The organism is Deinococcus sp. YIM 77859 (genome assembly GCF_000745175.1).
Classification (GTDB): Bacteria; Deinococcota; Deinococci; order Deinococcales; family Deinococcaceae; genus Deinococcus.
Window position 1 is genome coordinate 549024 of the sequence record NZ_JQNI01000002.1, and the last position, 16431, is coordinate 565454.

General features: G+C 69.8%; 15 protein-coding genes and 1 pseudogene. 7 read left to right on the forward strand and 9 right to left on the reverse strand.

The window, feature by feature from the left end; all coding sequences use genetic code 11:
• The first annotated feature begins 16 nt into the window (after window positions 1–16).
• Together EI73_RS02830 and EI73_RS02835 are read left to right on the forward strand one after the other, a co-directional pair.
• Window positions 17–235, forward strand: coding sequence for a hypothetical protein (locus EI73_RS02830; RefSeq protein WP_034384002.1), 219 nt, complete (start codon window positions 17–19; stop codon window positions 233–235).
• 62 nt (window positions 236–297) lie between these two features.
• Entirely contained in the window at window positions 298–1023 is a 726-nt protein-coding gene (locus tag EI73_RS02835; protein ID WP_034384004.1) for a hypothetical protein, read from the forward strand.
• 8 nt (window positions 1024–1031) lie between these two features.
• On the opposite strand, the gene EI73_RS02840 is transcribed toward EI73_RS02835, so the two are convergent.
• From EI73_RS02840 to EI73_RS02850, 3 genes are read right to left on the reverse strand one after another with little or no spacing between them, the layout of a single operon-like run.
• Window positions 1032–1781 (reverse strand): heme exporter protein CcmB, encoded by a 750-nt coding sequence (locus EI73_RS02840; protein ID WP_051935391.1) that lies wholly within the window; start codon window positions 1779–1781, stop codon window positions 1032–1034.
• Window positions 1771–2445 (reverse strand): ABC transporter ATP-binding protein, encoded by a 675-nt coding sequence (locus EI73_RS02845; RefSeq protein WP_051935392.1) that lies wholly within the window; start codon window positions 2443–2445, stop codon window positions 1771–1773. Before EI73_RS02845 ends, EI73_RS02840 begins: the two co-directional genes overlap by 11 nt.
• An 11-nt stretch (window positions 2446–2456) precedes the next feature.
• On the reverse strand, window positions 2457–3140 hold the full coding sequence (locus EI73_RS02850) for a cytochrome c biogenesis CcdA family protein (protein WP_034384007.1): 684 nt from the start codon (window positions 3138–3140) through the stop codon (window positions 2457–2459).
• A gap of 88 nt (window positions 3141–3228) precedes the next feature.
• Here EI73_RS02850 and EI73_RS02855 point away from each other — a divergent pair, with 88 nt between their 5' ends.
• Window positions 3229–4608 (forward strand): MFS transporter, encoded by a 1380-nt coding sequence (locus tag EI73_RS02855; protein WP_034384010.1) that lies wholly within the window; start codon window positions 3229–3231, stop codon window positions 4606–4608.
• Window positions 4609–4615: 7 nt separating this feature from the next.
• On the opposite strand, the gene EI73_RS02860 is transcribed toward EI73_RS02855, so the two are convergent.
• From EI73_RS02860 to EI73_RS02885, 6 genes and pseudogenes are all read right to left on the reverse strand, one after another.
• A complete protein-coding gene (locus EI73_RS02860; protein ID WP_034384013.1) occupies window positions 4616–5221 on the reverse strand; it encodes an NAD(P)-dependent oxidoreductase in 606 nt (201 codons plus the stop codon).
• Between the two features lie 65 nt (window positions 5222–5286).
• The gene (locus EI73_RS02865) at window positions 5287–5730 is read right to left on the reverse strand and encodes an Rrf2 family transcriptional regulator (RefSeq protein ID WP_034384015.1); all 444 of its coding nucleotides are present in this window, start codon (window positions 5728–5730) and stop codon (window positions 5287–5289) included.
• Between the two features lie 7 nt (window positions 5731–5737).
• Window positions 5738–7983 (reverse strand): annotated as a pseudogene (gene recQ, locus EI73_RS02870) (DNA helicase RecQ).
• A gap of 111 nt (window positions 7984–8094) precedes the next feature.
• Window positions 8095–8787 (reverse strand): hypothetical protein, encoded by a 693-nt coding sequence (locus tag EI73_RS02875; RefSeq protein ID WP_034384018.1) that lies wholly within the window; start codon window positions 8785–8787, stop codon window positions 8095–8097.
• Window positions 8784–9818: an MDR family oxidoreductase gene (locus EI73_RS02880; RefSeq protein WP_034384021.1), complete on the reverse strand. Its 1035-nt coding sequence runs from the start codon at window positions 9816–9818 to the stop codon at window positions 8784–8786. The genes EI73_RS02875 and EI73_RS02880 overlap by 4 nt, the downstream gene beginning before the upstream one ends.
• A 91-nt stretch (window positions 9819–9909) precedes the next feature.
• Window positions 9910–10356, reverse strand: a complete 447-nt coding sequence (locus EI73_RS02885; RefSeq protein ID WP_034384023.1) for a hypothetical protein — start codon at window positions 10354–10356, stop codon at window positions 9910–9912.
• Window positions 10357–10439: 83 nt separating this feature from the next.
• Between EI73_RS02885 and EI73_RS02890 the strand changes: the two genes are divergently transcribed.
• The 4 genes from EI73_RS02890 to EI73_RS02905 all read left to right on the forward strand — a co-directional run bounded on the left by EI73_RS02890 (window position 10440) and on the right by EI73_RS02905 (window position 16405).
• A complete protein-coding gene (locus tag EI73_RS02890) occupies window positions 10440–11594 on the forward strand; it encodes an acyl-CoA dehydrogenase family protein (RefSeq protein ID WP_034384026.1) in 1155 nt (384 codons plus the stop codon).
• Window positions 11595–11729: 135 nt separating this feature from the next.
• Window positions 11730–14390, forward strand: a complete 2661-nt coding sequence (locus tag EI73_RS02895) for a glycosyltransferase family 2 protein (protein ID WP_197050736.1) — start codon at window positions 11730–11732, stop codon at window positions 14388–14390.
• Window positions 14387–15172, forward strand: coding sequence for an ABC transporter permease (locus EI73_RS02900; RefSeq protein ID WP_034384029.1), 786 nt, complete (start codon window positions 14387–14389; stop codon window positions 15170–15172). The genes EI73_RS02895 and EI73_RS02900 overlap by 4 nt, the downstream gene beginning before the upstream one ends.
• Window positions 15173–16405 (forward strand): ABC transporter ATP-binding protein, encoded by a 1233-nt coding sequence (locus EI73_RS02905; RefSeq protein WP_034384032.1) that lies wholly within the window; start codon window positions 15173–15175, stop codon window positions 16403–16405.
• Window positions 16406–16431 lie beyond the last annotated feature (26 nt).

A 16431-nucleotide genomic window follows, 5' to 3' on the forward strand; every position in this document is an offset into this window, starting at 1 on the left:
TACGGAAGACTGGGACATGGCGAAGAAGCGGCGGGTCTCGGAAATCGTGGAGGCGGTGCGGGAGTGCCAGCGCCTCCATTTGGAAGCAGAACTCACGCCCTTTGAGCGGCGGCGGGCGAACTGGGTTTTGGAGGGGCCCTTGTTGCCCACGTTCCAGGGCGAGGCTTCAGCACTCGGCGAGCCGCTTGGGCACCGCCGCCCGTTGGGCGGCCTGGGTTCTGCATCCCACGGTTAAAACCGTGGGCTTTCCACCCAGACCCCTTTTCTGTAAGGCCACCCATTCCCGGAGGTCAACTCGTGAAGTGTTCCCGCGTCCTGCCCCTGCTGGCCCTCGCCGCCCTGTCCGCTGCGCTCTTGGCCGCCTGTGCTCCTGCGGTGCCCGCCGGGCCGCTGCCTGACCCGGCCACCTACCGGCCCGCAGATTCACCCGTTCCGGTGCCCGAGGTGGGTGAGGTGGGCCGCTGGATGATCACGAAAGACCTCGTCCCCGCCACCTGGTTGGGCGAGAAGCTGGGCGGGCGGACCCTGCGCGAGCCCATCAACGTCCTGCTCATCGACCGCGCTGCCCGCACGCCCGAGGAAGCCACCGCCCGCCTCCTGGCCGCCATGGAGGCCGCCGGTTACGGCCCCAAGGGCGGCCACTCCACCGGCTACTGGGGCGAGGTGGGAGGCAAGCTGTATCCCATGCTGCCCAGCGGGCCGGGCGAGGCTTTTAGTGACGGCCCCTTTTGGGTGCCCAACAACCACGGGCGCCTCTTCGGCCCGGTGCCGCTGGCGCGGGGCTACGCCTTTCCTGGGGCCTTTAGCCTGGAGGGGGTACGCCTCTTTCCAAAGCCCGGCCACCCCTACCGCTCTTTCCAGGTGGCCCGCGAAGACCTGGCCGACCGACTGAACCGCGGCGGCCGCTACCGGCGGGCCGGCTACGTGGACCTGGGGTCACGGCTGGACACGCCGACCGAGACGACCGGGGATCACGACGGACGGGCGGTGCTGCTGGTGGCAGAGCCGCCAAGCGGCATGTAGCTGCGCCCTCACCCCTCCACGGCGTACCCGAACAGCAGCGTTGCCAGAATCACCGTTCCCAGGTCGAAGGCGGCCAGGAACGTCACCCAGGTCGTCACCTCGGGTGTCCAGCCGCTCGTCAGCAGCAGGCTGGTGGCCTTGACGCTGGCGATCACAACGGGGACGAGGATGGGAAAAGCCAGCGCCGGAAGCAGCGCCTCCCTTGCCCGCAGGTTCACGGTGATCGCCCCGTAAAAGGTCGTTGCCGCCGCGAACCCCATCACGCCCAGCACGGTGGGCCAGATGAGCTCGGCCCACGGCACCGCCCGCCCCGCCCCCGCCGCCCCGAACAGGATCAGACCCGCCGGGAGAATCAAGGCCGTGACCAGCAGCAGCGGCCCCGCCACGCCCAGCAGCTTGCCCACGTACAGCGCCCCGTGCGGTCCCGGATACAGGGTGAGTTGTTCGAGTGCCCCCGCCTCCTGCTCCTGTGCAAAGGCGCGCTGCGCGCCCACGGCGGCGGCGAGCGCTAGCGCCGTCCAGACGGCACCCGTCGCCACATCTGCCGTCTGCGCCGGGGTTCGTCCCGCACCCTCTCCGCCCAGCGCCAGCCCCAGCACCAACAGCACCAGCCCCGCGAAAAAGGCGGTGGCAAGGAGCGTATCGCGGGTGCGCCCGGCCACGCGCAGGTCCTTGAGGGCGACGGTGAGGGCGGACTGAAGCCCAGTGGGCGAAGCGTGGGGCGTGTCTTCTTCTGCGGTCCAGGCTCTAGGTTGCACGTTCCTCCACCTTCCCCGCGGCCAGCCGCACCGCTCGTGGAGCGATCTGCACCGCAAGCTGCGGTTCGTGCGCGGCGACCACCAGCGTCACGCCCTGCGCGGCGAGGTCCCCGAGCAACTCCAGGGTGAGCTGCCGCCCGCCGTCGTCCAGGTTGGCGAAGGGCTCGTCCACCAGGGTGAGGGGCCGGGCGAGCAGGGAGGCCCGTGCCAGGGCGAGGCGCTTGCGCATCCCCGCCGAGAGGAAACGGACTCGGCGACTCGCCGCCCGTTCCAGGCCCACCCGCCGCAGCACCCCCGCCACGTCCCCGCGCTGCCCGTGCATGCTCAGGGCAAAGTCGAGGTTTTCCGTGCAGGTGAGGTCGGGGTACAGCCCGCCGTCCACCGGCATGAGGTGCACGCAGTCGCGCACCGCCCGGCTGTCCCGCAGGTCGAAGCCCAGCACCCGCCCCTCCCCCCGCGTGGGCCGCAGGCCCGAGGCGAGCAGCCGCAGCAGCGTCGTCTTGCCTGCCCCGTTCTCACCCAGCAGGGTCACGCCCTCTCCTGCCGGTACGTCGAGCGTCACGCCGCGCAGGATCACCTCTCGGCCCAGCCGGAGCCAGACGTCGCGCAGCTGAAGAGCGTGCGTGGGGAATCGGGGTTGACCGGGACGGCGTTCCTGTTCCACCGGAAGCCGTCTTACACCCTCAGCCACGCCGGCATCACCTCATAGAAGAATGTCGCCAGGCGCGTGAATTGTCCGGTCAGCATCAGCCCCCCGACGAGCACGAGCACGGCGCCGCCCACCTTTTCGAACACGCCCGCGTAGCGGTGAAGGCGGCGCAGGTTCAGGCGGTGCCACAGCAGGGCCGCCAGCCCAAACGGCAGGGCCAGGCCCAGCGTGTACGCGGCGAGCAGGCCCACGCCGGTGCTCAGGCTCGCGCTGCTCGCGGCCAACCCCAGAATGCTGCCCAGCGCCGGGCCCAGGCACGGACTCCAGCCGAAGGCAAAGGCGGCACCCAGCGCGACGGGACCGTACCCGTCCGCCTTCGCCAGGGCCCGTGTGTCCCGCATCAGCCCGGGCAGGCGGATCACGCCCAGCATCACCAGCCCAAAAAAGACGATGAGCACCGCCGCCAGACGCCCCAGCACGATCTTGTGCGGCGCCAGGAGCGCCCCCAGGCTGCTCGCGGTCGCACCCAGCGCGATAAAGACCAGCCCGAAGCCCAGGATAAAGCCCAGCGCGCGCGCAAGCGGTGCCCGCGCCCCGCCGATCACGCCCAGATAACTGGGCACCAGCGGCAGCACACACGGGCTCAGAAAGGAGAACAGGCCCGCTAAGAAAGCCACCGTGACGGACGGGGCACCGGAGGGGGCGAACATGGGGTGAGTCTAGCCCAGGAGGGAGGGGGCGGGCGTCCCCGCAGCGTCCTTTGCCCCTGTGGGCCCAGGGCGCGCTAGCCTGCTCTCCATGACGGAGTCGCCGACCCTTTCTCCTGCCGCGCGGCGTGCCCGGCAGCTTGCGACGACCGGCCTGATCCTGGGCGTCTTTTTGGCCGCCCTCGAATCCAGCGTGGTCGCGACCGCCATGCCCAGCGTGATCGCCGATCTCGGTGGCCAGCGGATGTATGCGCTGCCCTTTGCGGTGTACCTGCTGACAAGCACGGTGAGTAGCCCGCTGTGGGGCCGCGCCTCGGATATGCTGGGACGGCGACGGCTGTACCTGACCGGCGTGGTGCTGTTTTTGCTGGGGAGTGCCCTGTGCGGCCTCGCGCAGAGCATGGGCTGGTTGGTGGCCGCGCGGGCCCTCCAGGGCCTGGGGGCAGGCGCCGTGCTGCCCCTCACCATGACCATCGTGGGGGAAACGTACTCGCTTCAGGAACGCGGGCGAGTCCAGGCGTTCATCAGCGGCGTGTGGGGTCTCTCGGGCCTGCTGGGGCCGCTGCTGGGCGGTTGGCTGACCGATACCCTGTCGTGGCGCTGGACCTTCTACGCCAGCCTGCCGTTTGGGCTGGCAGCCCTGCTGATCGCCGCCCGGCACCTGCGCGAGACAGCGAACACCCGGCCTGCGCGGCTCGACTGGGCGGGCGCTGCGCTCTTTACGCTGGGCAGCGGCCTGACCGTGTGGGGCCTGGAGGGCCGGGCGTGGCTGCTGGTCGGGCTGGGCCTGCTCATCCTGCTGGCGGCGGTGGCGGTCGAGCGGCGGCACCCGGACCCCCTGTTGCCCATGCGTGCGTTGGGGCAGCGCACCACCGCCGTCGCTTTTGCCGGGAACCTGCTGGGCGGCGCGGCGTACTTCGGGGTGATCGCGTACCTGCCGCTCTACGCGCAGGGCGTGGGCGGCGGCAGCGCGACCGGAGCGGGGGCCATCCTCACGCCCATGCTGGTGGGGTGGACGCTGGCGAGCATCCTGGGCGCGCGGCTGCTGACCCGGGTGCCCCTTGCGCGGCTGGCTCAGCTCGGTTTTCTGGTCCTGACCGCCACCTTTGCAGCCCTCACGTTCGCGGTTCATCAGCCGCTGTGGGTCACGTCCGCGCTGGGATTCGTGGTGGGCATGGGCATGGGCTTTGCCATGCTGAGTCTGCTCCTCTCGGCGCAGGAACAGGCGGCCCGCACCGAATTGGGGGCCGTCACGAGCGGCGTGCTGTTTGCGCGGCAGATGGGCGGCGCGCTGGGGGTCGCACTCATGGCGCTGCTGATCGGTTCCGCTGCTATCGCGACGGGCGGGCGCGCCCTGGCAGAGGGGCTAGGGCGCGCGTACCTCCTCGCGCTGGGCCTTGTCGCCGCTGGGCTGGTGCTCAGCCTGACCCTCCCGCGGCTCAGGGTGAAACCGGCCCCGCAGACGCCCTGAGGGGGGATCAGGAGCCGGCCGTGAAGCGTTGCCGCTCGTGGCGGGGCTGTTCGAGTTCGTCCAGCAGGGCGACCGCGTAGTCCTCGGCGCTGATGAAGCTCTCTCCCGCGCTGTTCAAGACGGGTTCTTCGCGGCCCAGCCGGTAGCGTCCCGTCCGTTCACTGGGCGCGAGCACGATGGCGGGGCTGAAGTAGGTCCAGTTCACGTCGTGCACCCCGCGCAGGAGGTCGAGGGCCTCCGCCGCCTGCAGCGCCTCGGCCCTGTAGGCTTCTGGAAACTCGGGGGTGTCCACCAGACGGACCCCGGGGGCGGCGAACAGGCTGCCCGCCCCACCCACGAAGAGAACACGAACCCCGCTGCCCCGCACCGCGTCGAGGATGCGGCGGTAGGTGTCGACGAGCCTCGGCGCATCCTGGTCGGTCCGGCTGGGCCCGAGGGCGACGACGAGGGCGTCTTGGCCCGTGAGGGCGGCGCGCAGGGCTTCGGTGTCGTTCGCGTCCAGACGTCTTTCCCCGTGACGGGAAACGGCGGTGACGTCGTGGCCGCGCGACTGCGCTTCAGCGAGGATGCGGGAACCGACCATACCGGTACCGCCGATCAGCAGAATCTTCATGGGTGGACCTCCAGAGCAAGACGTGTAGGCAAAAGGCTTACAGGTTGAGCATAAGAAAACGGCGCTCACCCAGCGCGGGAGAGCACCCGGGCCGTCACGTCCGCGACGCTGTGGGCGGCCAAGGAACGCTCGAAGGCCCGTTGGGCGTCCTCGAACACGTCCTCCAGGGCAGCCTGAATCCTCGAGCCGACCGGGCAAGACGGGTTGGGGCGGACGTGCAGGGCAAGCAGGGCATCCTCGGCCTCGACGGCGCGGTACACGTCGAGCAGGGTGATCTCGCGGGCAGGGCGAGTCAGGCGCAGCCCCGCCTTGCCCCGGCGCGTTTCGACCAGTCCAGCCGCGCGCAGCCGGGATGTGATCTGCCGCACCACCACCGGATGAACGCCCAGGCTGCCCGCCAGCCACTCGCTCGAATGGGCCGCCGCGGGCTCGGCCTCCACCAGCGTGAGGAGATGAACCGCCATCGCCGTTCGCGTGCTGAGTTTTCCCGTGTGGGCGCGCTCCGTCATCACATCATCAACCTGTAGCGATGCCATTTACAACTTCTGCTGCCGTCAAGCCTCGCTCTTCCAGTCTTTGCTCCCGGTCCAGCGCGGAGAGGACTGCGCCCAGAATCCGGTCACCGTACGCCTCGATGCGTTTTGGTCCCAGCCCTGGGACGTCCTGCAGCTCGGCCCGCGTGCGCGGCTGCCGCGCGGCGATGGCCTCCAGCGCCGCATTCGGGAAAATCACAAAGGCGCTGTGGCCCGTCTCCCCGGCGAGTTCCTTGCGGAGGGCGCGCAGGGCCCCGGCCACCTGGGGGTTGGGGGCCTGTGGGGGAGGCGCGAAGAGGGTGGCGGGGCGCGCTTCCGGCGGAGTGCTGAGGGCTGAACGCTGATCGCTTCCCCGCAAAACCCCCAGCACCGCCGCGTTTTCCGCGGTCCCCCGCGCGGCTTCTGCCCGCTGACGGCTGAAACTCCCCGAGTGTGCTCGCACGACCGCCAGCACCTCTTGCCCGTACTGCTCCAGCTTGCGTGTGCCCACGCCGCTCACGCTTCCCAGGGTGTGCAGGCTGCTGGGGCGCAGTTCGGCCACGGTGTGCAGGGTCGCGTCATGAAAGATCACGTAGGGGGGAACGCCCTGTTCACGCGCCTTGGCGAGCCGCCAGCGGCGCAGGGCCTCGAAGAGCGGCTGGTTCCGGGGGGTGACCGGGGAGCGACCCGGCCGGACGGGTTTGGAAGCGAGCGTCTCCTCACGCAGCTCAAAGGGCTCCTCACCGCGCAGAAGCGGCCGGGCCCGGCCGGTCGCCCGCAGCCCGTAATGCTTATCCGCCGCGAGATAGCCCAGGCTCACCAGCTGGCGCAGCAGCTCGCGCCAGGTTTTCTCGTCGTGCTCCTTGCCAACGCCAAAGGTGGGCAGGAGGTGGTGGCCCATCGCCCGCACCTTCTCGGTGTCACGGCCAAGCAGCACGTCGGTGAGGTGCCCCGCGCCGAAGCGGTTGCCGGTGCGGATCGCCGCGGAAAGGGCCATCTGTGCCTCCCGGGTGGCGTCGCGCACCCGCGGAGGATTCAGGCACACGTCGCAGTTGCCGCAGGGCTGCTCAAGCCTCTCGCCAAAGGACGCAAGCAGCACCTGACGGCGGCAGGTCACCGCCCCGCAGTAGGCAAGGAGGGCGTCGAGCTTGGCCGCCTCGACGCGTTTCACGTCCTCTGGAGCGTGGCTTTGGGCGAGCATCCGCTTGACGTTCACCACGTCCGCTAGGCCGTAGACCATCCAGGCCGTGCTGGGGAGGCCGTCGCGTCCGGCACGGCCCGTCTCCTGGTAGTACCCTTCCAGGCTCTTGGGCAGGTCGAGGTGCGCCACGAAGCGCACGTTCGGCTTGTCGATGCCCATGCCAAAGGCGACGGTCGCGACCACGATCAGCCCCTCCTCGTTCAGGAAGCGTTCCTGTGCCCAGTCGCGCTCGCGGGAAGAAAGGCCCGCGTGGTAGGGCACGGCGTCGATCCCCCGTGCCTGTAGCCAGCGGGCCGTCTCCTCCACCGACCTGCGCGAGAGGCAGTACACGATGCCCGCATCGCCCGCGTGTTCGGCCCGAATGAAGTCCAGGAGTTGCGTCTTGGGGCCGGCCTTCCGGGCCACGCGGTACTGAATGTTGGGGCGGTCGAAGGACGAGACGAACTGCGGCGCACCGTGAAGGCCCAGCACCCGCAGGATGTCTGCGCGCGTGCGCTCGTCGGCGTCGCGGTGAGGGCCACGCGCGGAATGTGCCCAAAGCGTTCGGGCAGTACTCCAAGTTGCCCGTACTCGGGCCGAAAGTCGTGCCCCCACTGGCTGACGCAGTGCGCCTCGTCGATGGCGAAAAGCGCCAGCGGGGCGCGTTCCAGCAGGTCGAGCGTGCGGGGCAACAGCAGCCGCTCGGGCGCGATGTACAGCAGATCGAGGTCACCCGCCAGCAGGGCCGCTTCCACCTCCCGCACCCCCTCCGCTGGAAGGGTGGAATTCAAAAAAGCCGCCCGCACCCCGAGCTGCCGCAACGTGTCCACCTGGTCCTTCATCAGCGCGATCAGCGGAGACACCACGATGCCCACACCGGCCCGCAGGAGAGAAGGCACCTGGTAACAGAGGCTTTTGCCCCCGCCCGTCGGCATCAGAACCAGTGCATTCCCACCCTCCGTCACGGTACGAACGATCTCGGCCTGCACGCCGCGGAAAGCGTCGTAGCCCCACACGGCCTTCAGAACCTGCCGGGCACGCTGGTCAGTGGGCGAGGAAGCAGCGGTCATCCGGCGGCAGGATAGCGCGTTACGCTGAAGACAGAACAAAATCTTTGCCAAAAGGACGAGTCAGGCAGGTCCTGCGGCGACTCGTCCCTATTGGCCTATTGGCGTCAGGGCTTAGAACCCGAGCTGTGCCTGAAGCTCCGCGAGGGTCCGCCAGGTCGTGACAGCGGTGCCCCCCGCTGAGTTGGCCACTCCTCCCGAGCCGCTCACCTGCCCGAAGATGGTGGCGCTGAGGTTGAGCGTCAGATCCAGCACGTTCCAGCCGCGCTGGGTATTCACGGCCACGTCAACGGGCAGGTTGCTGAGCTGAGGCATGTTCAACATCCGGGCGCAGTTGACCGTGCCGCGCAGTTGGGTCGGACCATCGGTGTACAGCCAGGCGCGAACATGAACGCTGCGGCTGAGCGCGCCGGTCTTGGTTCCCTCTACCGCGCTCACCTGCCGGACCCCAGACGCGTCTTGCGCGTTCAGGACCGCCAGCAGAAAACCGCGCGTTCCCGGAGCGCTGCTGCTCAGTGATCCCGTGCAGTCCAGATTGGTCATCACTTCCGAAGCGGTCAGGGTCCGGCCGGTCAGCGCCGCCTCGCCGGGCAGGGTCAGTGTGAAGGTGCCGTCCGCGTTCACTGGAGCGCTGACCAGCAGCAGGTCGGGGACGGCGATGCTGCCTATTCCGCTCCAGGTCGCGACCTTCCCGTTGATGACCGTCACCGGCGGCTGATCGGAGGCCTGGGGCGGAGCGGTACGGCCGCAGGCGGTCAGGGCGAGGGCAGCGCAGGCGAGCAGCGTGAGTCGGGGAAGGGGATTCACCTCGACAGCTTATCAGGGGAGGCGGCAACCGCAATCACCGTTCGGCCCCGCACCCGCCCGGCGAGAATCTCTTCGGCAAGGGCGGGCACGTCCGCGAGGGGACGGACCTGCGTCACCTCCGCGAGCCGGGCAGCGGGAAGGTCGCGCGCCAACCGGGCCCAGGCCGCGCGCCGCCTTTCCGTGGGGCAGGTCACCGAATCGATGCCCAGCAGGTTCACGCCCCGCAGGATGAAGGGGAAGACCGTGGTGTGAAGCGCGCTTCCACCCGCCAGGCCGCAGGCCGCCACAGAGCCGTGAACGCGCGTACTCGCGAGGGCTCCGGCGAGCGTCTCAGCGCCCACGGTGTCCACCACGCCCGCCCAGCGTTCCTTTTCGAGGGGCCGTTGGAGGGCGGGGAGCTCCTCGCGGCCGATCACCTTTGCCGCCCCAAGGGAACGGAGGTAGTCCGCCTCCTGCGGCCGCCCGGTGCTGGCGGTGACGGTGAACCCGGCAGCCGCGAGCAAGGAAATGGCGGTGCTGCCCACGCCGCCCGCTGCGCCCGTGACAAGCACTTCTCCCTGTGCCGGGGTCACGCCGTGCTCCTCCAGAGCCAGCACGGCGAGCATCGCGGTAAAGCCCGCGGTCCCCACGCTCATCGCCCACTCGGCATCCGTGCCCTCGGGAAGGGGCACGAGCCATTCGGACCGCACCCGCGCGTACTCGGCGTATCCGCCGTCCTGCCGCTCGCCGATGCCCCAGCCGGTCAGCAGGACGGGCGTGCCGGGTGCATAGGTGCCCGTCTCGTCGTGCACCACCTCACCCGCCAGGTCGATGCCGGGGGTGATGGGATACGACTTCAAGACGCCGGGGCGGCCTGCAACCGCGAGGCCGTCTTTATAGTTCAGGCTGGAGTGCGTCACCCGCACCACGGTGTCCCCGGGCGGCAGGTCCGCGGGGGTGAGCTGCTGAAACTCGGTGCGGACGCCCGTTTCGTCCTTCACGGCGCGCAGGGCACGGAACTGCTCGGGCAGGTGAGGGGCAGGCTGAGTCATGCAAAACCTCCGGGAAGCGGCTTGGCAAAGTGCCCGTTCAGCCTACCTCGGTGCCGCCGCCCGGGCGCGTTACCGGGGAGGTACGCCGCCTCTAGCGCACGTCCTCGAACTCGGTGACCGCGTGGGCCAGGGCGTCTGTGGTGGTCGCCTGGTAGCCCGCCCACACGAGCCAGAGGGCGTGCAGGGCCTGGCGCGCCGCGATCAGGGCCGCCTGCACGCCGGGCGTGAGTTCGTCTCCCGCCGCAGCCAGCGTGACGGTCAAGTGTAGCTTTGCGCTTAAGTATCGCGCCTGTTCGCCCCGCGTGCCGTCGTAGACGTACACCACCTCGTCCCAGACCGGCTCGAAGTCGCGCCAGATCAGGCGGGTGACCGCCTCGTGGCTCCCCCGGCACAGCTGAGCGGCGGGCGTGCCGTCCGGCGCGCGCCACTGCTGTTCCTGGCAGTGCTGGGCGGCCAGGCCGCTGATATCGCGGTCCACGCTCTCTTGGAAACGAGCCTGAATCACCGCGCGGGCAGAGTCACGTGCAGCTTTTGACATATCAGTAATACTATATTCTGTTTTTAGCGAATAAGGAGAAGGCGCGGGCCGGGGCCTGTTCGGCGCGCGCTAGCCTGCGCCCCATGAGATGCCTCCTCTCGCCCTCCGCTCTGTTGCCGGAGATGCAGGCCGTGACCGACCGGGCCGCCCAGGCCATCCGTGCCCACGCCGCTGCCTGCGAGGCTGCCCAGGACGTGACGCAGGCGGCCGCGGCGGCCCTGCGTGACAGCGGGTACACCCGCCTGACCCTGCCGCGTGAGGCTGGAGGGCTGGGCGCGACGCTGGAGCAGTACGCCGCAGCGCAGCTCCGGCTGGGCGAGGCCAATGCCGCCCTAGGGCTGATCCTGGCGATGCATACGCACGTCGTCGGCGCGGCCTTTCAGGGACAGACCCTCCCCGAACCGCTGCTCGCCGTCCTCGCACAGGCCAGCCGGGAGGGCCGCCTGGTGAACTCGCTCGCCAGTGAGCCCGAGCTGGGGAGCCCCTCCCGCGGCGGGCTCCCGCGCACGGCTGCCCTGCCGGAGGGGGGCGGCTGGCGGGTTACCGGGCGCAAGACCTGGGCAACGGGGGCCCGCGCGCTGGACCTCGCTCTGGTCACGGCCGCGACGCCACAGGGGGAGGTGCTGCGGCTGCTCATTCCTATGAACGCGCCCGGCGTGCAGATTGAGCCGACCTGGACGGACCCCCTCGCCCTGCGCGGAAGCGGCAGTCACGACGTGACCTTTGCGGGCGTCTACGTTCCTGCTGCCCACACCGCGCCGCCCGCTCCCGGACAGCCGGCCAGCAGCGCGTGGTTCTGGACAGCGGTCGCGGCGACCTACCTGGGCGTGGGGTTCGCCGCCCTGCATGCCCTAATCGCCTACGCTCAGGAGCGGGTGCCGACCGCCCTGGGTGCCCCCATCGCGACCCTGCCGCGCGTGCAGGAGAACGTGGGGCGAATCGCCAGCGAGGTGCGGGCTGCTGATGCGTTGCTGCTGGCGGCGGCGCGGGCCTGGGACGCGGCACCGGGAGCGGACAGCGTGCCCGCGCTTGCTGCCGCCAAGGCCCGGGCGACGAACGCAGCGGTTTGGGCCACTGACCTCGCCGTGCGAACCGCGGGGGGAGCGGCCCTCACGCCTGCGCTGCCGCTTGGGCGCCTGCTGCGTGACGCCCGCGCGGGCCTGACGCATCCCCCGGCGGACGAGGTGGGGTATGCCCACCTGGGGGCAGCGCTGCTGGGCACCGCAGCCGGGCGGTGAAGCGGTTTTACGTTCTGTTGACGGCCGGTTTTCTAGGGTGAAGACACAAGGGGGCAGGTACCGTTCGGGGGGCGGGTAAGCCTGCCCTGACGCCGTGTCCACGTTTCCCTGTCCGAAGGAGGCCCCGTGATGTTCATGCCCACTGCTGTCCTTGATGTCGAGCTGTCTCAGCCCCCGCAGCCCCTGACCGGACTGGGGAGGGCGGCGAAGGCGCGCTGCCTGGTGCGGCTGCACGGCATGCCCCTGGGCTACATCGAGGTGCCTCTTCAGAACGGGACCTGTTCTGCCCACACGGTTCGCGCCGCAGCGGTAGAGCGACTGGCCGGGCCACTCCTGCGGCAACACCTGCTCAACCTGCTGTCGAGCGCGACACCACAGACCCGGTGGCGGGTGGAGGACGCCCTGGATGCCCGGCCTACCCCCCGGACACTTCCCTTGCCCGCCATCACGGTGGCCGTCTGTACCCGGGACCGCCCGGAGGACCTCCGGCGCTGCCTCGAGGCCCTGATGGGGCTGGAGTACCCGGCCCTCGATCTGCTGGTGGTGGACAACGCGGGCCGCACCGACGCGACTGAACGGGTGGTGCGTGACTATGCCCCTTTGGTGCGGTACGTGCGGGAAGACCGCCCAGGCCTCGACTGGGCCCGCAACCGCGCCGTGCTCGAGGCCCGCGGTGAGGTGGTGGCTTTTGCCGACGACGACGTGATCGTCGACCCCGGCTGGGCCCGCGCCCTGGGGGAAGTCTTCGCGGAGAACCCCGGCGTGATGGCGGTGACGGGTCTGGTGGTCCCCTTTGAGCTGGAAACGGGGGCACAGCAGCTCTTCGAGCAGTACGGCGGCTTCGGTCGCGGCTTCGAGCGGCGCTGGTACGTGCACGACCCGTCGAGCGGCCAGGGGGCCGGGCTGTACGCCGGAGGAGCCGGGCAATTCGGCACCGGAGCCAACATGGCCTACCGCCGCAGCCTCTTTGACCGCATCGGCTTCTTTGACCCAGCCCTGGACGTGGGCACCGTCACCAACGGGGGCGGCGACCTGGAGATGTTCTTCCGGGTGATCAAGGAAGGCTACCCGCTGGTGTACGAGCCGCGTGCCATCGTGCGCCACCGCCATCGCCGCGACTATGGGGCGCTGCGAACCCAGATCGCCAACAACGGTGTGGGGTTCTACTCGTACCTCGTTCGGTCGGCCCTGGCCTACCCGGACGAACGGGCCGAGCTGCTGCGGCTGGGGGCATGGTGGTTCGGGTATTGGGACGTCCGGCGGCTGCTCGGGTCGTTTGTGCGTCCACCCGCTGTGCCGCGTGACCTGATCGTGGCCGAGCTGAAGGGGGCAGTCCAGGGCCTTTTTCGCTACCCGCGCGCCCGGCGGCAGGCCGAAGCCCTGGCGCGGTCCGGGGATCCGCCGGCATCTCCCACCAACGCAAGGAACCGGGGGAACGCCCCCCGCGCCCCGGGCGTCGCCATGCGGCACGTCCACCTCGAAGAGTTGCCCGAAGACTTGGGCGACGTGACCGAGTTCAGCGACGTGCGGGTGGTGGTCTTCCGCCAGGGGCGCCCCATCGGCACGGTGGAGATCAACAACCGCCGACAGCCCGTGAGCGGCGGGCGGCTGCGGGAGGCCATCGTGGACGCCCTGGGGCTTAGCCTGCTTCATCCCGGTGAACCGGCTGACCTGGTCTATGCGCGCTGGGCGGTGGCCCTCCAAGAGCGGTACGTGCCGGAGGCCGCCGAGGAGCCGGAGGCGCTGGCCCCCGATGTACCGGTATCGGTGGTCCTCGCCACCCTCGACCGGCCGGATGACCTGCGGGAGGCGCTGCGGGGCCTGACCGCACAGAACACGCCACGGCCCTTGGAGGTGATCGTGGTGGACAACAACCCGGCATCGGGGCGCACGCCGCCCGTCGTGGCCGAATTCCCCGGGGTGCGGCTGATCGAGGAGCGGCGGCAGGGCCTGGCGTACGCGCGCAACGCGGGCTTTCTCGCCAGCCGGGGAGAGATCGTGGCCACCACCGATGACGACGTGATCGTTCCCCCCGACTGGATCGAGCGGCTCGCCGCGCCCTTTGCGCGGGCAGACGTGCTGGCCGTGACCGGGAACGTGCTGCCCCTCACCCTCGATACGCCTGCTCAGCGCTTTTTCGAGCAGTACGGGGGACTGGGCCGGGGCTTTCTCCGGCGGGAGGTGGACGGGGCGTGGTTCCGCGCCTTTCGCCGCCGAGCCGTTCCCACCTGGGAGCTGGGCGCAACCGCCAATTCTGCCTTCCGGGCGAGCATCTTCCGTGATCCCGAGATCGGGCTGATGGACGAGGCGCTGGGCCCCGGGATGCCTTCCGGCGTGGGCGAGGACACCTACCTGTACTACAAGGTCCTGAAAGCCGGAGGCACGCTGGTCTACGAACCGGCGGCGTACCTGTGGCACAAGCACCGCCGGGACATGGCGGCCCTGCGGCGGCAGATGTACGCCTACAGCAAGGGGCACGTGGCGTACCACCTGACGACCTGGCTGCGTGACGGTGATGCCCGGGGCCTCCTTCACCTCCTTGTCCACGTGCCGTGGTGGCGGGTGCGGCAGGTCGCGGGGAGCCTGCGGCGGGCGGCGCGTGGGCAGGAGCACTTCCCCTTCTCGCTGCTGGCCCTGGAGATCCGGGGCAACCTGGCCGGACCCTGGGCCCTGTGGCGCTCGTCTGCTCGGGTGCAGCGCGAGGGCCGCAGCCGTCCGCCCGTGGAGCGCGAGGTGCCGCTGCCTGCCGGGCTCCCGCTGCCCCTGCGCTCTGCCGGAGCAGAAAGCCTTCCATGACGCTTGCTGCGGGGCGCTGGCAGCGGGTGACCTACCTGCGCGACCTGCTGCGTGAACTGGTCGGGCGCGAGCTGAAGCTGCGCTACAAGCGGTCAGCGTTGGGAGCGGCCTGGTCCCTCATCGTGCCGCTCGCGCAACTGTTGGTGTTCGTTTTTCTGTCGCGCTCGGTGCTGCGGCTCGAGATTCCCCACTATCCGGTTTTTGTGTTCACCGGCCTCCTGAGCTGGAACTGGTTTCAGTCGTCGCTGCTGCTCGCGACGGGTTCGGTGACCGACAACCGGATGCTGATCCGCCGCCCCGGCTTTCCAGCGGCGATCCTGCCCGCTGTGACGGTGATGACCGGCCTGATTCACTACCTGCTGGCCCTGCCGGTGCTGCTCGTCTTTGCGGCGGTCAGCGGCGTTCCCCTCACACCCGCCCTGCTGGCCTTTCCGCTGATCGTCGCCCTGCAATTCCTGCTGACGCTGGGCCTGACGTACCTGCTGGCCAGCCTGCACGTGACCTTCCGCGACCTGCAACACCTGCTGGGTATCCTGCTGATGCTGCTCTTTTATCTCACACCGGTGTTCTACTCGCCGCGCAACGTGCCCGAGCAGTACCACGGCCTTTTCGAGGTCAATCCGGTGGCGACCATCCTGGCGGCCCTGCGCCGCGTCCTGCTCGAAGGTCAGTGGCCGGCGTGGAGCCAACTGCTGGGGGTGGGGACCCTTGCCCTCGCCGTCCTCGCGCTGGGGTATGCCGTCTTTACCCGCACCAGCCAGCGCTTTGCGGAGGAACTGTAGATGGAGGGCCGAATTGAGGTCCAGCGGGTCAGCAAGCGCTTTCGGCGCTACCGTCGGGACCGGCCACACACCCTCAAGGAATGGGTGCTGAGCGGCTTGCGTCCGCTGGGGCCAGACGAGGTGTTCTGGGGCCTGCACGACGTGAGTTTCGAGGTCGAGCCGGGGCAGATGGTGGGGCTCATTGGGCACAACGGGGCGGGCAAGTCCACCCTGCTGCGTCTGATCGGTGGAGTGGGGCGGCCAGACCGTGGCCACATCCGCACCGGGGGACGAATCGGGGCACTCCTCGACCTGGGCGCGGGCTTTCATCCCGACCTGACCGGCCGCGAGAACGTCTATATCGTGGGGGTGATCGCGGGCCTCACCCGGCGGGAGGTCACGCGGCGCTTTGACGCCATCGTGGCCTTTGCCGAGCTGGAAGCCTTTATCGACCAGCCGCTACGGACCTACAGCTCGGGAATGGAGATGCGTCTGGCCTTTGCGGTTGCGGCGCACACCGATCCCCGCATCCTTCTGATCGATGAGGTGCTGGCCGTCGGTGACCTCGCCTTTCAGCGCAAGTGCACGGAGCGCATCCGGCAGTTTCGTGAGGACGGGTGCACCATCGTTATGGTGACGCATGACATGACGCAGGTGCGGGACCTGTGTGACCGGGTGCTGTGGCTGCGGGGTGGCCGCCTGATGGCGCAGGGCACCCCCGACGTGGTGGTCGCGCAGTACGTCTCGGAGATGAGCGCCGAGACGCGGCGGCGCACGCCCGGTGCGCGCGAGGAGACGGGGGAAGCGCGGCGCCTGGGCTCGCGCGAGGTGGAGATCACGGCGGTCCGGCTCACCGACGCCAGCGGGTTGGCCGTGAACGAGATCAGCAGCGGCGATCCCCTGCGCGTCGAACTGGACTATGTCGCCCACATCCCGCTGGCCGGCGCGATTTTCGGTGTCAGCCTCAGCCGGGAAGACGGCCTGATCTGCTACGACGTGGACACGGCCTCATCCGGGATAGCGGTGCCGCTCGCCGGGGGAGCCGGACAGATCACGCTGGAGCTGGGGCGAGTCGACCTGATCGGCGGCCGGTACCACGTGAATGTTGGCGTCTACGAATGCGAGTGGCGTTACGCCTACGACTATCACTGGCAGACCTACCCGCTGAGCGTACGCCCGCAGCCCGGTGACAAGGGCATTGTTCGCGCGCCCCTCGCCTGGAGGAGCGTGGCGCTGCAGGAGCGGGCACGCTGAAGCCGCAGCGCCGGGTGCCCTTATCC

What these genes read in the sequence shown, in the direction of transcription:
- EI73_RS02850 (WP_034384007.1), bottom strand. Translation starts at nt 3,140, where the DNA reads ATGTTCGCCCCCTCCGGTGCCCCGTCCGTCACGGTGGCTTTCTTAGCG.
- EI73_RS02830 (WP_034384002.1), top strand. Translation starts at nt 17, where the DNA reads ATGGCGAAGAAGCGGCGGGTCTCGGAAATCGTGGAGGCGGTGCGGGAG.
- EI73_RS02885 (WP_034384023.1), bottom strand. Translation starts at nt 10,356, where the DNA reads ATGTCAAAAGCTGCACGTGACTCTGCCCGCGCGGTGATTCAGGCTCGT.
- EI73_RS02900 (WP_034384029.1), top strand. Translation starts at nt 14,387, where the DNA reads ATGACGCTTGCTGCGGGGCGCTGGCAGCGGGTGACCTACCTGCGCGAC.
- EI73_RS02880 (WP_034384021.1), bottom strand. Translation starts at nt 9,818, where the DNA reads ATGACTCAGCCTGCCCCTCACCTGCCCGAGCAGTTCCGTGCCCTGCGC.
- EI73_RS02905 (WP_034384032.1), top strand. Translation starts at nt 15,173, where the DNA reads ATGGAGGGCCGAATTGAGGTCCAGCGGGTCAGCAAGCGCTTTCGGCGC.
- EI73_RS02865 (WP_034384015.1), bottom strand. Translation starts at nt 5,730, where the DNA reads ATGACGGAGCGCGCCCACACGGGAAAACTCAGCACGCGAACGGCGATG.
- EI73_RS02855 (WP_034384010.1), top strand. Translation starts at nt 3,229, where the DNA reads ATGACGGAGTCGCCGACCCTTTCTCCTGCCGCGCGGCGTGCCCGGCAG.
- EI73_RS02895 (WP_197050736.1), top strand. Translation starts at nt 11,730, where the DNA reads ATGCCCACTGCTGTCCTTGATGTCGAGCTGTCTCAGCCCCCGCAGCCC.
- EI73_RS02860 (WP_034384013.1), bottom strand. Translation starts at nt 5,221, where the DNA reads ATGAAGATTCTGCTGATCGGCGGTACCGGTATGGTCGGTTCCCGCATC.
- EI73_RS02890 (WP_034384026.1), top strand. Translation starts at nt 10,440, where the DNA reads ATGAGATGCCTCCTCTCGCCCTCCGCTCTGTTGCCGGAGATGCAGGCC.